Below are 15121 nucleotides of genomic sequence, written 5' to 3'. Positions count from 1 at the left end.
CTTGTCCTTGCCTCGTCTGCCGGGGGTTCCCGATGACCAAGCCCAACATGCCCGTTGACGGGCCGTACCGCATTACCACCGAGCCGTTCCCCACGGGCGTGACGCTCGACGTCGAGCCGTTCGTGCAGCGCGTCGTGACCGACGTCGTCGAGGCGCTGCTGACCGACGAGTTCGCCGACCGGCTCGGCGGGCTGTACGACATGCAGGCTTGTGACCCGCACCTGATCGAGCGCCCCGGCGACCTCCCGTTCGAGGGGCTCGTCGACGACCTCGTCGCCGCGGTCCGCACGAAGCTGCCGGTCTACGGCCGACAGTGCTCGCGCCTCGCCGAGCGGCTGCTCGTGCTCAGCCTCGCCGGACAGGTGCGCTCGCTCGCCGACCGCCGCGCGGCCGTCGCGCAGCACGCCGAGGGGGGTGCGGCAGCGTGAGGAACACCTACCGCGACGAGTGGCGGGTCATGGTCACTCTCAAGCCGCGCCGCCCCGCCGATCTCGGGCTCACCGGGCTCGACGACCTCGCCGAGTTCGTCGCCCCGAGCGGGCCGATCACGGTCGCCGTGCTGCCGCGCCGCCTCGGCAAGCTCGCGGCCGGTATGTCCGTGAGCGACGACATGGTGAGTCGGGACGTCGAGGGCGACTACCGGCGCCGCTGTGAGGAGATCGCGGCCGAGCTGCGGCGCCGCCCGCAGGTCGACGAGGTCAACGTGAAGTGCACCGAGACACACACGTGCTCGCACTGCCGGCTGCGGTGGGAGGTGCTGACCGCCGACGAGGCGGCCGACAGCTCGACGAACCAAGACGAGCACAGCGTCGAGGGCGAGCCCGTGTGCTGCACGGCCGCGATCGCCGAGTTCCGTGCCGAGCGCGGTATTCCGGCGCTCGTCGAGGCGGGTGAGGTCGCGTGATCGCCCTCACCGACGCCCGCGTCGCGGCTGCCGACCGGCTGCGCGAGTACGACCTCGACGGGCTGCCCGAGTGGCGGGTCGCCGCCGACGACGAGACCGGCCGGATCGAGCCGCAGTGCATCGCTCCCGTGTGTCCCGACCCGGAGCACGAGCGGGTCGACGCGAGCGTGTACTCGTGCTGCCCCGGACCGGTCGTCGAGGTCGGCGACCGGCTGCTCGCCGAATACCTCGTCGCGCTGCTCAATGACGACCGCGGGGCGGGTGAGTCCGCATGAGCGCCCGCGACGTTCTCGTGCACGCGCTGCGCGTCTACTACGCCGACAGCCGAGACCCGAACGGGCTCGTCGACAAGCTGATCGCGAAGTACGACGCCGAGCGCTCGGTGAACGAGACGCTCGCGACGGCACGCGGGGCTGCCGCCGACATGTTCGAGGTCGAGGCCGGCGAGCGCCGCCCGATGTGGCGGGTCATCTACACCGACAGCGAGTCGGCGACCGGCGTCGCCCTGGTCTGCACGGCCGAGGGCGACGCCGACGAGCACCGAGTGATCGTGACCGACGACGGCTCGGGCGAGCCTGTGCGCGACGAGCAGGGCGTGTACGACTGCTGCCCCGGAACGCAGTTCGAGACGTACTCGACTGTCCTCGCCGCGTACCTCGTCGAGCTGCTGAATGCCGACGTCGAGGCGGGTGAGCAGCCGTGAACGCCCGCGCCGAGGCACGCGCCGCCCTCATGCGGGCCGGCTACGGGGCACCTGCGGCCGACCGGCTGCTCGACCAGGTCGAGGGCGACGCGCTCGCTCGTGAGAAGGACACCCGCGGCGGATCGCCGCAACAGGGCGAGTCCACTCACCGGCACGGGCTGCCCTGCGAGTACCCCGAGTTCCTTCCCTGCCTCTGCCCGGTCCGTCCGGCCGGGCTCGTGGAGCCGTGGGCGGGTGCTGCGCGATGACCGATCCGAAGTGGGCGCACGACACCGAGCGGGGCCGGTACTACACCGACCCCGCCGGGGGGCCGGACCTGATCAGCATCACGAACGCGCTCGGCAGCATCGCGAAACCGGCGTTGGTGCCGTGGGCGGCCGGGCTGACTGCCGACGCCGTGATCGCCGACCCGATCTCGACTGCCCGCCGGGCGCGCACCGAGCCGACGGCGCTGCGCCGCGAACTCGTCGCCGTGTCACGGGAGTACACCGATCAGGCTCGCGACCTCGGCACGCGCGTGCACCTGCGGGCCGTGTCGCTCGTGCTGAACACCCCTTATCCGTACGACCCCGAGGTCGAGCCGTACGCCGTGCAGCTCGCTGCGTGGTTCCGGCTGTGGCGCGTCGACTTCGAGAACGACGTCGAGGCGGTCGAGACGACCGTGATGCACCGGAAGCGCGGTTACGCCGGTACGGGCGATCTGTGGCTGTGGCTGCCGACCGGCCGGTTCCGGCGGCGGCAGCTCTGGCTCATCGACTACAAGACGAGCGCGAAGAAGCCGGCGAGCACGGTGTACGACGATCAGCCTCTGCAGCTCGCCGCCCTGCGGCACGCGCCCGAGTGGCTGCTGCCGGACGACAGCAGCGAGCCGGCGCCGCGGGTGCACCGTACGGCGCTGCTGAACCTGCGCCCGCGCAGCCGCCGGTTCATTGAGGTGCCGTCCGGCCGGGCGCAGTTCCGGGCGTTCCTCGGCGCCCTCGCAACCTCCCGCTATCTGCACGACGCCCCGAGCGCGTACCCGGCGATCGATCCGCCGTGGGCGCCGGGCGCATCCAACCGAAAGGCAGCGTGACCCATGGGTTCGCGCATCATGACCATGAAGCGGCAGGCGGCCGAACTCGGCCGTATCCGCACTGGCTACAGCCGGCCCAACCCGAAGCCGAACGGGCGGCCGATCCCGGTCAAGTCGAAGACGTTCATTCTCACCTCGCACTCGCGCGAGTACATCGCGGCGGCGGCCGATCTGTACGGCGGCCCGGTCGAGCAGTGGACGCCGCAGGGGCAGCCCGTCGCGCAGTGGCGGGTCATCACCGAGGCGACCGAGCTGCGGGCGATCCTGCCCGCCGGCGACCCGCTCGACCAGGCGAACGAGAAGTGGACGGCGGGCGGGTGCGAGCGACGCTGTGACGGCGTCACCGAGAAGCTCTCGGGACGTCCGTGCATCTGCCTCGCGCAGTACGGCGACGACTGGCACGAGCGCAAGCCTGAAGAGGTGTGCCGCCCGACCAGTCGGGTCGGCGTGTTCCTGCCCGATCTGCCCGACCTCGGCGTGTGGCGGCTGGAGACGAAGTCGTATTACGCGGCCGATGCGTTGGCGGGCGGGCTCGACACCGTGCTGCAGGCGACCGGCGGCCGGGGGCTGCTGCCCGTGCGCATGTGGATCGAGCAGCGCAAGGCGGTGCGCGGCGGTAAGACCAAGCAGTTTCAGGTGATCGTCGTCGTGCCGTCGCTGCCGAAGCTGCGCCACGCGCTCAGCGGCCCGATCAGCACGGCGGCGGCGCTGGACCCGGCGAGCCTCGACCGGCCCGCGATCGAGGCGGCGCCCGTCGAGCGGCCCGACTACCTCGCCGAGGCGCGCGGTTGCCGGACGGCCGACGACGTGATCGGGGTGTGGCACAAGGCCCGCGAGGCCGGTCACGGGTCCGACGAGCTGCTCGCCGACCTCAAGACGATCGCCGAGGACATCAGCAAGGGGATCGACCCGCAGACCGGTGAGGTCGGCGACCAGGACGACGACGAACTCGGGCCGGACGACGAGGGCGTGTACGACGTCGAGGTGCTCGGCGAGGGCGACGGGCCCGTCGGCGAGGAACCGCCGGCCGCGCCCGCACGGTCGTCGTGGCCGACGGCGGCGCAGCCCGGATCAGGGGCACGCCGATGACGTGGTTCCTGGGCCGATGGGCCGCGTTCGACACGGAGACGACTGGCGTCGACGTCGAGAACGACCGGATCGTGTCCGCGGCCGTTCACGCTCGCGGCGGCGGGGTCGAGCCCGAGTCGGGCGAGTGGCTCGCCGACCCTGGCATCGAGATTCCCGCCGAGGCGGTCGCCGTTCACAAGATCAGCACCGAGCACGCCCGCGCGCACGGCGACCCGGCCGCGCAGGTGGTGAACGAGGTCACGGCCGAACTCGCCGCGCAGGTCGTCATGGGCGGCGCGGCGGTCGTCGGGCACAACGTCGTGTACGACCTCACGCTGCTCGACCGCGAGTGCCGTCGGCACAGCCTGCCGACGCTGCACGACCGGCTCGACGGTCACCCGCTGCACGTCATCGACACGCGGGTGCTCGATCAGCGGGCGGTGCCGTTCCGCAAGCGCGTGAGCGAGCAGCAAGGCGCCCGGCAGCTCATCACCCTCGCGCAGTTCTACGACGTGCCGTGGGACGACGAGGCGGCGCACGGCTGCTCGTACGACGCGATCGCCGCCGCGCAGGTCGCCCGCCGGATCTCGACGCTCGCGCACATGCGGCGCGTCGACTGGCCCGAGCACGTGCGCGCCGAGCGCCGTGTGTCCTTCCTGCCGTTCCGCGATCTCTCCCTCGCCGAGCTGCACGACGCACAGATCGAGTGGGCGGCCGAGCAGGCGGCCGGGCTCGAAAAGCACTTCCGCAAGACCGACCCCGAGGCGCGCGTCGACGGCACGTGGCCGCTGCACCCGTGGGCCGAACCGACCAGCGAGGGGGCACCCGCATGAGCGAGCGGAACATCATCGGATTCGACGTCGACAGCCACGGCAACGCCGCGATCGTGGTCGTCGTCGAGCGCGACGGCGCGTACTCCGTGCGCACCTCGGGCGTGTGCAAGCACCTCGCCGCCGAGCTGCTGCGCGGGATCGCCGCCCGGCTCGACGCCGAACACGGCCCGTTCCCCTGCAGCCCGGCGGCCGAGCAGCACGACCGGCCGCGCGAGGACGAGCCGGCCGACCCGCGCGGCGGGCACCTCGACCGCGACCGCGGCGTGTACCGCGACCCCCGCGGCGACTCGTTCGACCTCACGCTGCTGTGGGCCGACGAGTTCGACCGCGCGTGGAAGTGGCAGGGCGCCACCGACGTACTCGGCGAGCCGATGCTGCAGGCGGACGACGGCGAGGTGCAGCCGCTCGGCGTGCTGCGAGCGCTGTACGGGCCGATCACTCCGCGCTCGGGCGGTGCCGCATGACGGAGATCCCCGGACTGATCGCCGCCGACGAGGTGCCGCTCGACGACCGCACCGCCGCCCCGGCCGAGCTGCAGGTGATCGGACTCGACCTGTCGATCACGTCGACCGGCGTGTGCATGCCCGACGGTTCGACGTTCCGGATCCGGACCCGGCAGAAGGACGGACCGCGCCGGCTCACGGTGATCCGCGACCGGCTGACGATCGAGGTCGCCGAGCAGCGCCCGCACCTCGCCGTGATCGAAGACCTGCCCATGAACGCGGGGCGGATGAGCCTCACGAACCTCAAGAACATGGCGTGCCTGCACGGCGTCGTGCAGGCGCTGCTCGTCGACGCTGGCGTGCCGTGGGCGTACGTGAACACGAAGACGCTCAAGAAGTTCGCGTGTGACAACGGCGGCGCCACCAAACAGGAGATGACGGCCGCCGCGTTCCTCGCCGCCGGCGCGGCGTTCGAGGACGACGAGGGCGCCGACCAGGTCGACGCGTGGTGGCTGCGCGCTGCCGCGTTCGACTGGCTCGGGCTGCCCCTGTTCGCGATGCCCGAGGCGCAGCGCGAGGCACTGAGTAAGGGCGACTGGCCCGACACCTACGCGCAGCGGTACGTGATGGGGGCCGCGGCATGATCGACGTCACGGTTCGCGTGAAGTCGCCGACCGCTGCGCGGCTGCTCGCCGGTCTCCTGCGGCAGGCTGCAGCGGACGAGGCCGACCGGGGGCAGGCTCGGCACTGGCGAGGCGCTGCCCGTCGGCTCGACGAGTGCGTGCGCCTGCCCCGCTACGCCCCGCGGGTGCAGCGACCGCAGGCTGCCGAGATCGATCACGGCGCCGTGCGGCGGGTCGTGACCGGCGTGCACCCGCTGCCCGTGCTCACCCGCGACGAGGCGCGGCTCGCGTGCTGGCACCTCATGGTGAACGGCTGCAGCATCACCGAGTCTGCCGAGCGGCTCGGCGTCCGGCCGCGCACGGTCAGTCGGTGGCGGGCCGAGGATCTCGGCGGGTGCTCGTGAGGCGCCGCAGCGTCCCGGCGGGCGCCGCGACGATCCCAGGTACGGCCGTCGCCCCGCCGCGGCCGACGCTCGACGACACGATCCGTGCGACCGCCCGGCCGGTCCCGCCCGTTCCGGGGCAGCAGCCGCTCGTCGTCGACGGGCCGCGGATCGCCTCGTTCTGCACCGGGTACGGCGGGCTCGACATGGCCGTGCAGCGGCTGCTCGGCGGGTGGCTCGCGTGGGTGTCGGACATCGACCCGAGCGCCTGCAAGATCCTTGCCCACCGCTTCCCCGAGGTGCCCAACATCGGCGATCTGACCGTCGCCGACTGGCAGCACCTGCTCGCCCTCTACGGCCGCCCCGACGTCGTCACGGGTGGCTACCCGTGCCAGCCGTTCAGCATCGGCGGCCGGCAGAAAGGAACCGCCGATGACCGGCACATCTGGCCCGATATTGCCCGTGCCCTTCGCGTTCTACGACCCCGAATCGCAGTCTTTGAGAACGTCCGCAACCACCTTCGGATCGGGTTCGACACCGTACTCGCGGACCTTGCCGGTCTCGGGTTCGATGCGGAATGGATCGTTGTACGAGCGTGCGACGTTCACGGCTGCCACATCCGCGAACGGCTGTTCATCCTTGCCGTTGCTCAAGACGCCGACGGCGAACCTTGGATCGAATGGCGGCAGTCAGCATCCCGACAAGCGGAAAGCGGGCGGGCACGGTCCGACGCTGGCCGACGAGGTCGAGTGGCTGCTGCCGACGCCGACGACGTCGCAGCACGACGACGGCAAGGATCCGGCAGTCTGGCGGGCGCGCCGGGAACGGCTGAGGGAGAAGCACGGGCAGGGCGTCGGTACGCCTCCGCTGTCGGTACTGGCCCGGACACTTGGGGAATCTACGCCCCCGCGGTCGCGCGGTGGGCGGAAGCGTTCGACGTCAAGCCACCCCGGCCAACTGACGATCGAGGGCTGCTGAACACCGAACTCGAAGAGTGGATGCAGGGGCTGCCCCCTGGCCACGTCACGCAGGTGCCCGGCCTCGGGCGGCAGGGGCAGCTCAAGGCGCTCGGCAACGGGGTGTTCCCGCTGCAGGCCGAGGCGGCGCTGCACGTGCTGCTCGACCGCCTCGACCAGGACGCAACCCGGCGAGCGGCATGAGCGGGCTCGGGCCGACCATCGGCGACGCGCACCCCGGCTACGGGCTGCGGGTCCGGCTCGACAGTCACAAGGCGAAGAGCCTCGCCTCGGGCGACTTCACGTGCCCGTGCGGGCGAGCCGAGGACGCCGTCGGGTACGCCGAGGTCGAGTCGCTCGTGATCCGGTACGGCCGCCACCGCCGCGACGAGTGCCCGATTCCCGAGGTCAGAGAACACGCCGCACGCCAGTACGCGGCGCTTGAGCGGTCAATGAACAAGCGACGGAGGAAGTAACCATGCCGAGGCTGGAAGAAGACGCCGAGGTCGAGGTCAAGCTCGACGGCGCTGCCGGGATGCTGCAGCAGGCGATTCCCGCGATCCTGCGCCGCGGACTGTTCGAGGCGCCGGGCGCCCGGATCGTCGCGGTCGTCGAGTTCGCGAGCACGACGTACACCGGGCACGCCGCCGGCGAGGACAAAGACCCGCAGGTGAAGCTCAGGGTCAAGCTCGCCGAGGTCGCCACCGAGGGCGATCAAATCCGGCTGCTGCGCGAGGTCATGCGTGCGATGTACCGGCAGCGCAAGATGAACGGCACGCTCGACGAGATCGGGCCCGGCTCGCGCGACGTCGACGCCGCGGTCGAGCTGCTGCTCGCCGAGCACCCGACCGAGGGCGAGTTCAACGCGCACGAGGAACGCGAGCGCGCGGCGAAGCAGCGTCGCGGCGGCCGGGTCGAGCAGTTCGGGTGACTCGGCCCCCAAGCAGCAGTGGCGGCGCACGCCGGGTGCGCTGCCGCTGCGGCCGAACCGTACTGCGGCAGCTCGTCGGCAACCGGGCGGCGCTCGACGTCACCGCGGACGCCGACGAGATGACCGCGGCGGCGGCCGTGAAGCTGCGCGAGCCGAACCGGCTCGACTGGTGCGTGCGCACTACGGCGGGCGGGCCCGATCTGCAGTGGGCCCACTGCCACCAGCGCAAGGCGGAGTGCACCCGCCCGCACGTGATCGACCACCAGTGCACGGCGCCCCCTGGATCCGGCGCCCACGCCCACGGGCGAGGGCGCCCCCGTAAGACCTCGGTTCCCGAGGGACAGCTCGCCCTCGGATAGGAGAACCCCGATGCCATGGTTCGTCGTTGACGACAACGCCCACAGCCACCCGAAGATGATCGCCGCCGGGAACGCTGCGCTCGGGCTGTGGTTGCGCTGCGGCGCGTACGCCGCGCAGCACCTGACCGACGGCATCGTGCCCGGCGTCATCGCCCGCATGTACGGCTCGAAGCCGCAGATCACGAAGTTGGTCGCGGCGGGACTGTGGCACGAGCAAGGGCACTCGTGCCGGCACCCGAAGTGCGCACAGCCGCAGCCGGGCGACTACTTCATTCACGACTACCTCGCCCCGTACAACCCGTCGCGCGCCGAGGTCGAGCGCAAGCGCGAGCGGGCTGCCGAGAAGAAGCGTCGGCAGCGCGGGGTGCAAGATCCGCTGCCGGATCGCGAGGGGTTCGGCGGCGAGTCGAGTGCGAATCACGACGGATTCGACGACGATTCGTCGACCGATCGCTCGCCGGAAAACGGCACCTCCGCAGGTCACGGCGGTGCGTCCCCTGGGGACAGCCGGGGGACTCGCGCGGGCGCGAACCCCTCCCCTCCCCGCCCCTCCCACGAGGGGGGTGCAGGTAGAGATCAGGGGTGCCGTCCCTCTCTCATCGCCGCCGACTGGCAGCCGAGCGACGAGGACGTGCAGGCGGCGCAGTTCGGCCGCAGCGACCTCGGCCGCGAGCAGCTCACCGCGCAGCAGATCGACGCCGTCACCCGGAAGTTCCGGCAGCGCATGCTCGACGACCAGGTGCGCGCGGCCGGGTTCGGCGGTCGCTGGCGGCAGTGGGCCGAGAACGAACGCACCGAGGCGCCGGGCGGTGTCGTCGTCCCGTTCGCGCAGCAGCCCATGACCAAGTCACAGCAGGCGATCGCCGGGCTCGACCGGCTGCGCAACGGAGGACACAGCGCATGAACGTCGACGAAACGATCGACTTGCTGTCGCAGATCGCCCTCGTCGACGACCGCGTCGTCAAGGTCGACGAGGCCGAGCAGCGGGCGCAGGTGACCATGTGGGCCGCAGTGCTGCGCGACGTGCCGCTCGCGTTCGCGGGCGAGGCGGTCGGCCGCCACTACGCCGAGTCGGCGTGGCCGGTCATGCCGAAGGACGTCGCGTCGCGGTGGCGCGATCACGTCCGCGACCGGCTCGGCCGCTCGACCGGCACGTTCGAGCCGACCGATCACCCCGCCGTCGACCCCGACGACCGGTACGGCAACTCGTACGTTGCGGCGCTGCGGGCCCATCGGACCGCGGTCGCCGGCGGCGACGCCGAGCCCGTCGGGCTGCGCGAGCTGCTGCCCGCCGTCGGCAGCCGGCTCGGCGGCGGCCGGTCCGTCGAACTCGTGCCCGCGAACGACGAGTTCGTCGCCGCGAAGCAGACCCGGTATCCGCGGCGCGAGCGGCCGGCCGGACCGCCCGAGCGGGCCGTGCACTGCCCGGTGTGCGGATCCTCGCCCGGCCGCCCCTGCCGCCTGCCGGGAAGCGGCCGGGTCATGACCGGCATACACCCCTCTCGCCGCGACGTGTACGACGCCGCGCAGTCCACCGACAGCAAGGGAGATCAGCAGTGAAGCAACGTGATCCGCTGCTCGCCGAGTTGTACCCGACCGGCTCGTTCGGCGGGCCGCGCCCCGGCGTCCGCCGGGCGGGCGAGCCCGACCCCGAGGGTCCGCGCCGCGGCGCCGAACTCGCCGCCGAGGTCGCCGAGATCGACCACGAGCACGGGTACGGCGTGCACCTGCGCTACCGGCAGGCGGACGCCGCATGACCGAGCCCGCCCTCGTCGGGCACCTCGGCATCGCCGCCATGGTCACGGCCGCGGTCGCCGCCGTGTGCCTCGTGGCTGCCGCCGTGTCCGCCGTCCTCGACAAGTACGCCCCGCCGACCGACAAGGAACTGCAGCGATGACCGAAACCAACATGACCGCCGTCGAGGCGCTGCTCGCGTTCGCCCGCCGTGTCGTCGACGACGAGGCCGCGCGGGCACTGCTCGACGAGGCCACCCTCGAACTCACTGGGCGCCGTGTCGTGCGGCCCGATCAGCAGCTCGTGCCGCTCCGCTTCACCGTGCGGCGGCGCCACGACGTGAGCGGGGTGAGCGGCGACGGGGACGTCGCCGACGGCGTGCTGTGGCCGGACGGGACCGCGAACATCCGGTGGCGCGGCGAGCACCCCTCGGCCGTGTTCTGGGACCGGGGCCGGGTGAGCGTCGAGTTCATCCATGGCCACCAGGGCGCAACCGAGATCGTGCTCGTCGACCAGGACGACGAGGCCATACTGCCCACGCCCACGGGCGTGGGCGATAAGGTGGACGCCGCCCCGCTGGTCGTCCGCCGAGTTCTCGAACACGCGCTGCGCCGCCCCGTTCCGTGCCCGAAGTGCTCGCGCACGACGACCTGCAGGTGCATCGCCGACCGGACCGACGCCCGCGTCGACGCCGTGCTCGGCGCCCTCGCGCCGTGGCTCAACACCAGTACGGGGGACGCGACATGAGCGACGAGTTCGACCCTGACGACTTCGCCGACCTCGACGAGGACGACGCCGAGCAGCTCGCCGCACTCTCCGACGACGAACTCGCCGCCGCCCTCGACTGGCTGCACGAGAAAGACCCGCTCGCCGGCTACTGCACGCCCGTGACCCGGCAGCGCAAGCCGACCGCGATCGGCCGCACGGTCATTGACCTGCCGCCCCTGTAGTCCCGCCCGCCATCCACAGACTGTGAGGAACCCCGTGGACAACCCGACCACCGCCGCCCCGGCGGTCGACCAACTGATCGCCGCGCTCGACGAGATTCGCTCGTGGCGGCATCGTCACCCGAACTTCGATGCCCGGCAGATCGGCGAACTCGACGCGATCCTCGACCGCGCCGCCGTCGGGCGGATAGAGCGTCGCCTCGACCTGCCCGAGGCGACGTCGCTGCCCGAGGCCGTCAACGCGTACCACGCCGTCATGCGGCTGCGGCGCAGCATCCTCGCCGACGCCGCGCGTGCGTGGGATCTCGTCGAGGCTCGCGCAATGCGGCAGATCTCGCAGTTCATGCCGCACGGCGACACCGCCGCCGACGACCAGCACGGGGGCAACGCATGATGAGCCTGCGTCTCTACCGGAAGGTGTGGCACGACCGGGTGCACGACACCCTCGCCCGCCTGCGCGGGTACTGCAACCACTGCCCGCGCACGGACGAGGCGGGCGGCGGGTACCGGCACTGGCGGTGCGCACTGCGCCGCGGACACCGCGGAATGCACCGGTACCGCAACTACGTGTGGGATCAACAGGGGCGGGTCGAGTACAGCCCGGTCGACTGCCTGCCGCCCTCGCAGCCGAACGAGCGTCACGGCGTGTTTGCGGGCGGCGAACTGCGCGCGGCCCGCCGGCGGGCTCGGGAGAAGCGGCGGCGTACGTCCGCCTGACACGACGGCGGGGCGCCCCAAGCCGGCAAGCACCGGGCGCCCCGTTCCCCTTCGCGGTGCGATCAGCCTACGCCCCACGCACCACAGGAGCGATCACCATGCAGCACACCGCCCGCCCTCGTACCGTCCGCGATGACCTGCAGACCCTCGTCGACCACTGGGGACACCTGCGCGCCCTGATCGACACCTCGCAGACCTCGGACACGTGGCCGCCCGCCATGGGTCACGCCGACTATCTACGCGCCCTCGACGACCACGACGCGGCCGAGGTGTCCGCCGAGCAGCAGCTCGCCGCAGCAATCGCGCACGCCCTCGACCACCCGCAGCAGCTCGTCACCATCCGGCACCCGAGCGGACAGCTCTACTACCGGTGCGCCCACTGCAGCCATGTCGGCGAGGGGCTGCCGCACCCGGTGCGCGAGGACCGAGACCCGACGCAGCTCGGCGAGCGCCCGGTGCCGCTGCGCCTGCACGTCGCCGACGCGAGCCGTGCGATCGAGATCGCGGTGTGCGGTCTGGCCGACTCGATCGCGGCCCGCGACGCACTCGATCCGGCGGACTGGCACGGCCGGGACCGGGCGCAACGCACCGTGCCGACCGCGGCCCGGTGGCTGCTGTCCAGGTTGACCGACAAGCCGTGCTGCCCGACGCACGACGCCGAGCAGGACCGGATCGCCCGGTACGCGCGCCAGGCAGCCGACCGGCTCGATCGCGTCGTCGGTCTGCAGCGCGCGACCGCTGTCCTGCCGACACCGTGCCCGTGGTGCGACGGCGATCTGATCGCGCACACCGAGGGCGACACGATCACGCGCGTCACATGCGGTACGGGCCTGGTCGACTGCGACGCCCCGGTGCCCTTCGACGTCGACCTGCGGGCGCGCACGTGGTCGACGCCCGAGCAGCTCGCCGCCTTGCAGCGTGAGATCAGCGACGCGGCGCGGCGCCGGAAGCGCGCCGAGGCACGGGCGCGGCAGCGAGCAGCAGTTCGTGCACGGCAGGCAGCCGCATAGCCGCTGCCCGGACACAGCAGAGCCCCCGATCGCGATCGTCGCGGTCGGGGGCTCGGTCGTTGGCGGGCGGCCGGCTACTGCTCGTCGCCTCGCAGGTCGGTGCGGGCGCCCGGCTGCAGGTCGCGGGAATCCCAGTAGCGGCGCACCTCGTCGAGGTCCCACTCGTCACGGGTGCTGCCGGGGCGGCGGCGCGGCTGCGGAAAGTCGTCATGCGTGCGTCGCCAGTTGTGCACGGTCTGCCGCGATACGCCGAGTTCGGCGGCGACTTGGGACATGTTCCCCAACCTCGTTTCCCCCTCGCCCGCGTCCCCTGTCCGCGGCTCTTCCCGCTCTGGCATGGCGCTCATCCTGCCCTAACCTTGTTGACACTGTAAAGCAGGTTCACTTACCGTCGAACCCGCACAACCGGAAAGCCCCGGCCGGCGCCGCGAACGCCACATGGTCGGGGCGGACCGTGCCCCCAACCGTCAAGCAGAGGGCCGATCCGTGGCTGATAGTAACGGCGAGCGTCACACCGCACCCGAGCGTGACCGACAGCAGCTCACCCCGCTGCAGCGCAGGCTCATCGCAGGCGTTGCCCTCGGCGGCGCCGCGATCGCCCTGATCGGGTTCATCGGCTCGTACGCCGCGGTTCGCGCCCTCGCGGAAGCGAAGCGCTTCGGCACGTTCGCACTGCTCTTCCCGATCGGGCTCGACGCCGGGATTCTCGTGCTGCTCGCCCTCGACATGCTGCTCACGTGGCTGCGTATGCCGCTCGGTCTGCTGCGTCAAACCGCGTGGCTGCTGACGGCCGCGACGATCGCGTTCAACGCCGCCGCCGCGGCGGGCGATCCGCTCGCCATGGGGATGCACGCCGTGATCCCGGTCCTGTTCGTGGTCGTCGTCGAGGCGGCACGGCACGCGGTCGGGATCGCCGCGGACATCAGCGCCGCGAAGCACATGGAGTCGGTACGCCTGTCGCGGTGGCTGCTCGCCCCGTTCGGCACGTTCCTGCTGTGGCGGCGCATGAAGCTGTGGGAGCTGCGGTCGTACGACGAGGTGATCGCCCTCGAACAGGAGCGGCTCACGGAGCGGGCGCGGCTGCGTCGCGAGTACGGGCGCAGGTGGCGGTCGAGGGCGCCCCTCCCCGAGGTGCTCGCCCTGCGGCTCACCCGCTATGGGCGCCCCCTCGCCCCGGTCGTCGTCGACGCCGCCCCGCTGCCCGAGGTCGAGTACAAGGGCGCCCCGGCGTTCGCCCCCGCCCCGCAGGGCGCCCCGGCACTGCCCGCCCCGCCCTCGGCCGCGCCCGAGCAGGGCGCCCCGCAGCGCCCCGCCCCGCAGATCGAGGGCGCCCCCGAGCGCCCCGCCCCGGAACCCGAGGGCGCCCCGCAGGGCGACGCCCCCGTCGACCAGAGCGCCCCGCACGCGGACGGGGGCGGCGACCAGGGCGCCCCCGGCGAGGACGCCCCGGACGACGAGGGCGCCCCGGAGCGCCCCGCGGGCGAGGACGAAGCGCCGCGCGACGAGCAGCGTCCGCCGACGCGCGACGAGGTGAAGCGGAGGATCCGGGCGCTGTACGACGAACTCGACGCGCGGCCCGGCGAGGGCCGGATCGTGGCGCTGCTCAAGAGCCTCGACGGCTACCCCTACACGTCCCGACGGCACGCGCAGACGCTGCGCGACGAGATCGAGCGGAAAGAGCCGAAGCTCGCCGAACGCGGCTCGGACAACGTCCGCGCACTGACCGGCACATGACGGTCTGACCGTGACTGCAACTGCAGTCGCAGTTCACCCTCACCCCCCTCTCACCCGCCACGACCCGCCCGCAGGCACACCCCTCGGTCGCCACGACCGCAGTCGCAGTGAAGGAGCAACACCGGTGTCCGACACCGCAGCACCGCCCGCGCCCACCGCGGCGCCGCCCGCACCGCCCGACCCCGCGGCCGTCGCGCCGCCCGCACCGGCCGCCGAGTCGGCCGAGACCGAGCCGAGGCAGCGCACCCCGCGCCGCCGCGGTGTACCGATCGAACCGCTCGTCATCGGCGCCGGAAACGGAACCGCCGTTGTGGCGACCGCCGCATATCAGGCAGCCGGCCCGGTCGGGCTCGCCGCCGCGGCCGGTACCGCCGTCGCCCTCGCGGCGGGCGGGATCCTGCAGCGTCGCCGTACTGTCCGCACGCGCACGACGACCGGGGCGGGGCGCACGCGGGGCGGGGCGCCCGGGGCGGGCCGAGGGCGCGGTCGGGGCGGGGCGCCCGGCGGCACGTCGGGGCGGGGCGGATCGCCTCGCCGGGGCGGGGCGGGGCGGACGCCGCGGGGCGCCCTCGACCGGCTCGTCGGACGTGGGGCGGGGCGCCTCAAAACGCCCCGGGTGCCCACGCCCACGGGCGCGGGCGGGAAGCATCGGCGCCCCGGCAACCCGAACCGCTCGCCCTCGACGTCGTCGACCAGGACGCGCA

General features: G+C 72.8%; 26 protein-coding genes. 25 read left to right on the top strand and 1 reads right to left on the bottom strand.

From position 1 onward, the window contains the following. The first annotated feature begins 32 nt into the window (after positions 1-32). From ACFC02_RS06450 to ACFC02_RS06335, 24 genes are all read left to right on the top strand, one after another. Positions 33-428, top strand: coding sequence for a hypothetical protein (locus ACFC02_RS06450; protein ID WP_376353039.1), 396 nt, complete (start codon positions 33-35; stop codon positions 426-428). Beyond that, positions 425-904 (top strand): hypothetical protein, encoded by a 480-nt coding sequence (locus ACFC02_RS06445; RefSeq protein WP_376353036.1) that lies wholly within the window; start codon positions 425-427, stop codon positions 902-904. Before ACFC02_RS06450 ends, ACFC02_RS06445 begins: the two co-directional genes overlap by 4 nt. After that, complete coding sequence (locus tag ACFC02_RS06440) at positions 901-1179, top strand: hypothetical protein (RefSeq protein ID WP_376353033.1); 279 nt, start codon at positions 901-903, stop codon at positions 1177-1179. The genes ACFC02_RS06445 and ACFC02_RS06440 overlap by 4 nt, the downstream gene beginning before the upstream one ends. Then, the gene (locus ACFC02_RS06435) at positions 1176-1607 is read left to right on the top strand and encodes a hypothetical protein (RefSeq protein WP_376353030.1); all 432 of its coding nucleotides are present in this window, start codon (positions 1176-1178) and stop codon (positions 1605-1607) included. The genes ACFC02_RS06440 and ACFC02_RS06435 overlap by 4 nt, the downstream gene beginning before the upstream one ends. Continuing rightward, on the top strand, positions 1604-1855 hold the full coding sequence (locus ACFC02_RS06430; RefSeq protein WP_376353027.1) for a hypothetical protein: 252 nt from the start codon (positions 1604-1606) through the stop codon (positions 1853-1855). The genes ACFC02_RS06435 and ACFC02_RS06430 overlap by 4 nt, the downstream gene beginning before the upstream one ends. Then, on the top strand, positions 1852-2679 hold the full coding sequence (locus ACFC02_RS06425) for a hypothetical protein (protein ID WP_376353024.1): 828 nt from the start codon (positions 1852-1854) through the stop codon (positions 2677-2679). The genes ACFC02_RS06430 and ACFC02_RS06425 overlap by 4 nt, the downstream gene beginning before the upstream one ends. 3 nt (positions 2680-2682) lie before the next feature. After that, positions 2683-3768 (top strand): hypothetical protein, encoded by a 1086-nt coding sequence (locus tag ACFC02_RS06420; RefSeq protein WP_376353021.1) that lies wholly within the window; start codon positions 2683-2685, stop codon positions 3766-3768. Then, positions 3765-4580 carry an exonuclease domain-containing protein gene (locus tag ACFC02_RS06415; protein WP_376353018.1) on the top strand — a complete coding sequence of 272 codons (816 nt, stop codon included), beginning with the start codon at positions 3765-3767 and terminating at the stop codon, positions 4578-4580. The genes ACFC02_RS06420 and ACFC02_RS06415 overlap by 4 nt, the downstream gene beginning before the upstream one ends. Continuing rightward, the gene (locus ACFC02_RS06410) at positions 4577-5044 is read left to right on the top strand and encodes a phiSA1p31-related protein (RefSeq protein ID WP_376353015.1); all 468 of its coding nucleotides are present in this window, start codon (positions 4577-4579) and stop codon (positions 5042-5044) included. The genes ACFC02_RS06415 and ACFC02_RS06410 overlap by 4 nt, the downstream gene beginning before the upstream one ends. After that, positions 5041-5667: a hypothetical protein gene (locus tag ACFC02_RS06405; RefSeq protein WP_376353012.1), complete on the top strand. Its 627-nt coding sequence runs from the start codon at positions 5041-5043 to the stop codon at positions 5665-5667. The genes ACFC02_RS06410 and ACFC02_RS06405 overlap by 4 nt, the downstream gene beginning before the upstream one ends. Continuing rightward, positions 5664-6050 carry a hypothetical protein gene (locus tag ACFC02_RS06400; protein ID WP_376353009.1) on the top strand — a complete coding sequence of 129 codons (387 nt, stop codon included), beginning with the start codon at positions 5664-5666 and terminating at the stop codon, positions 6048-6050. The genes ACFC02_RS06405 and ACFC02_RS06400 overlap by 4 nt, the downstream gene beginning before the upstream one ends. Further along, entirely contained in the window at positions 6041-7189 is a 1149-nt protein-coding gene (locus tag ACFC02_RS06395; RefSeq protein ID WP_376353007.1) for a DNA cytosine methyltransferase, read from the top strand. The genes ACFC02_RS06400 and ACFC02_RS06395 overlap by 10 nt, the downstream gene beginning before the upstream one ends. Then, positions 7186-7461: a hypothetical protein gene (locus ACFC02_RS06390; protein ID WP_376353004.1), complete on the top strand. Its 276-nt coding sequence runs from the start codon at positions 7186-7188 to the stop codon at positions 7459-7461. Before ACFC02_RS06395 ends, ACFC02_RS06390 begins: the two co-directional genes overlap by 4 nt. Positions 7462-7463: 2 nt before the next feature. Continuing rightward, the gene (locus ACFC02_RS06385; protein WP_376353001.1) at positions 7464-7916 is read left to right on the top strand and encodes a hypothetical protein; all 453 of its coding nucleotides are present in this window, start codon (positions 7464-7466) and stop codon (positions 7914-7916) included. Further along, positions 7913-8275: a hypothetical protein gene (locus tag ACFC02_RS06380; RefSeq protein WP_376352998.1), complete on the top strand. Its 363-nt coding sequence runs from the start codon at positions 7913-7915 to the stop codon at positions 8273-8275. Before ACFC02_RS06385 ends, ACFC02_RS06380 begins: the two co-directional genes overlap by 4 nt. A 55-nt stretch (positions 8276-8330) precedes the next feature. Further along, positions 8331-9179: a hypothetical protein gene (locus ACFC02_RS06375; RefSeq protein ID WP_376352996.1), complete on the top strand. Its 849-nt coding sequence runs from the start codon at positions 8331-8333 to the stop codon at positions 9177-9179. Then, positions 9176-9835 carry a hypothetical protein gene (locus tag ACFC02_RS06370; protein ID WP_376352993.1) on the top strand — a complete coding sequence of 220 codons (660 nt, stop codon included), beginning with the start codon at positions 9176-9178 and terminating at the stop codon, positions 9833-9835. Before ACFC02_RS06375 ends, ACFC02_RS06370 begins: the two co-directional genes overlap by 4 nt. Further along, the gene (locus ACFC02_RS06365; protein WP_376352990.1) at positions 9832-10032 is read left to right on the top strand and encodes a hypothetical protein; all 201 of its coding nucleotides are present in this window, start codon (positions 9832-9834) and stop codon (positions 10030-10032) included. Before ACFC02_RS06370 ends, ACFC02_RS06365 begins: the two co-directional genes overlap by 4 nt. After that, a complete protein-coding gene (locus ACFC02_RS06360) occupies positions 10029-10172 on the top strand; it encodes a hypothetical protein (protein WP_376352988.1) in 144 nt (47 codons plus the stop codon). Before ACFC02_RS06365 ends, ACFC02_RS06360 begins: the two co-directional genes overlap by 4 nt. After that, the gene (locus ACFC02_RS06355; RefSeq protein WP_376352986.1) at positions 10169-10756 is read left to right on the top strand and encodes a hypothetical protein; all 588 of its coding nucleotides are present in this window, start codon (positions 10169-10171) and stop codon (positions 10754-10756) included. The genes ACFC02_RS06360 and ACFC02_RS06355 overlap by 4 nt, the downstream gene beginning before the upstream one ends. Continuing rightward, a complete protein-coding gene (locus tag ACFC02_RS06350) occupies positions 10753-10959 on the top strand; it encodes a hypothetical protein (RefSeq protein WP_376352985.1) in 207 nt (68 codons plus the stop codon). The genes ACFC02_RS06355 and ACFC02_RS06350 overlap by 4 nt, the downstream gene beginning before the upstream one ends. Before the next feature lie 34 nt (positions 10960-10993). Then, the gene (locus ACFC02_RS06345; protein ID WP_376352982.1) at positions 10994-11350 is read left to right on the top strand and encodes a hypothetical protein; all 357 of its coding nucleotides are present in this window, start codon (positions 10994-10996) and stop codon (positions 11348-11350) included. After that, positions 11347-11673 (top strand): hypothetical protein, encoded by a 327-nt coding sequence (locus ACFC02_RS06340; RefSeq protein WP_376352979.1) that lies wholly within the window; start codon positions 11347-11349, stop codon positions 11671-11673. Before ACFC02_RS06345 ends, ACFC02_RS06340 begins: the two co-directional genes overlap by 4 nt. A 98-nt stretch (positions 11674-11771) precedes the next feature. Beyond that, on the top strand, positions 11772-12683 hold the full coding sequence (locus ACFC02_RS06335) for a hypothetical protein (protein ID WP_376352977.1): 912 nt from the start codon (positions 11772-11774) through the stop codon (positions 12681-12683). Positions 12684-12757: 74 nt separating this feature from the next. Here ACFC02_RS06335 and ACFC02_RS06330 read toward each other — a convergent pair whose 3' ends face one another. Then, entirely contained in the window at positions 12758-12958 is a 201-nt protein-coding gene (locus ACFC02_RS06330; protein ID WP_376352975.1) for a helix-turn-helix transcriptional regulator, read from the bottom strand. 211 nt (positions 12959-13169) lie between these two features. On the opposite strand from ACFC02_RS06330, the gene ACFC02_RS06325 reads away from it, so the two are divergent. Next, a complete protein-coding gene (locus tag ACFC02_RS06325; RefSeq protein WP_376352973.1) occupies positions 13170-14417 on the top strand; it encodes a DUF2637 domain-containing protein in 1248 nt (415 codons plus the stop codon). Positions 14418-15121 lie beyond the last annotated feature (704 nt).

This window comes from Streptomyces sp. NPDC056160 (assembly GCF_042268205.1).
Lineage (GTDB): Bacteria > Actinomycetota > Actinomycetes > Streptomycetales > Streptomycetaceae > Streptomyces.
Note: the sequence above shows the minus strand (reverse complement) of the source record. Positions and strands in the feature narration are given on the sequence as shown.

Bases quoted from the DNA above. Each gene is read 5' to 3' on its own strand.
- ACFC02_RS06450 (WP_376353039.1), top strand. From the start codon at position 33: ATGACCAAGCCCAACATGCCCGTTGACGGGCCGTACCGCATTACCACC.
- ACFC02_RS06435 (WP_376353030.1), top strand. From the start codon at position 1,176: ATGAGCGCCCGCGACGTTCTCGTGCACGCGCTGCGCGTCTACTACGCC.
- ACFC02_RS06425 (WP_376353024.1), top strand. From the start codon at position 1,852: ATGACCGATCCGAAGTGGGCGCACGACACCGAGCGGGGCCGGTACTAC.
- ACFC02_RS06420 (WP_376353021.1), top strand. From the start codon at position 2,683: ATGGGTTCGCGCATCATGACCATGAAGCGGCAGGCGGCCGAACTCGGC.
- ACFC02_RS06415 (WP_376353018.1), top strand. From the start codon at position 3,765: ATGACGTGGTTCCTGGGCCGATGGGCCGCGTTCGACACGGAGACGACT.
- ACFC02_RS06410 (WP_376353015.1), top strand. From the start codon at position 4,577: ATGAGCGAGCGGAACATCATCGGATTCGACGTCGACAGCCACGGCAAC.
- ACFC02_RS06405 (WP_376353012.1), top strand. From the start codon at position 5,041: ATGACGGAGATCCCCGGACTGATCGCCGCCGACGAGGTGCCGCTCGAC.
- ACFC02_RS06400 (WP_376353009.1), top strand. From the start codon at position 5,664: ATGATCGACGTCACGGTTCGCGTGAAGTCGCCGACCGCTGCGCGGCTG.
- ACFC02_RS06390 (WP_376353004.1), top strand. From the start codon at position 7,186: ATGAGCGGGCTCGGGCCGACCATCGGCGACGCGCACCCCGGCTACGGG.
- ACFC02_RS06385 (WP_376353001.1), top strand. From the start codon at position 7,464: ATGCCGAGGCTGGAAGAAGACGCCGAGGTCGAGGTCAAGCTCGACGGC.
- ACFC02_RS06375 (WP_376352996.1), top strand. From the start codon at position 8,331: ATGATCGCCGCCGGGAACGCTGCGCTCGGGCTGTGGTTGCGCTGCGGC.
- ACFC02_RS06370 (WP_376352993.1), top strand. From the start codon at position 9,176: ATGAACGTCGACGAAACGATCGACTTGCTGTCGCAGATCGCCCTCGTC.
- ACFC02_RS06360 (WP_376352988.1), top strand. From the start codon at position 10,029: ATGACCGAGCCCGCCCTCGTCGGGCACCTCGGCATCGCCGCCATGGTC.
- ACFC02_RS06355 (WP_376352986.1), top strand. From the start codon at position 10,169: ATGACCGAAACCAACATGACCGCCGTCGAGGCGCTGCTCGCGTTCGCC.
- ACFC02_RS06350 (WP_376352985.1), top strand. From the start codon at position 10,753: ATGAGCGACGAGTTCGACCCTGACGACTTCGCCGACCTCGACGAGGAC.
- ACFC02_RS06340 (WP_376352979.1), top strand. From the start codon at position 11,347: ATGATGAGCCTGCGTCTCTACCGGAAGGTGTGGCACGACCGGGTGCAC.
- ACFC02_RS06335 (WP_376352977.1), top strand. From the start codon at position 11,772: ATGCAGCACACCGCCCGCCCTCGTACCGTCCGCGATGACCTGCAGACC.
- ACFC02_RS06330 (WP_376352975.1), bottom strand. From the start codon at position 12,958: ATGTCCCAAGTCGCCGCCGAACTCGGCGTATCGCGGCAGACCGTGCAC.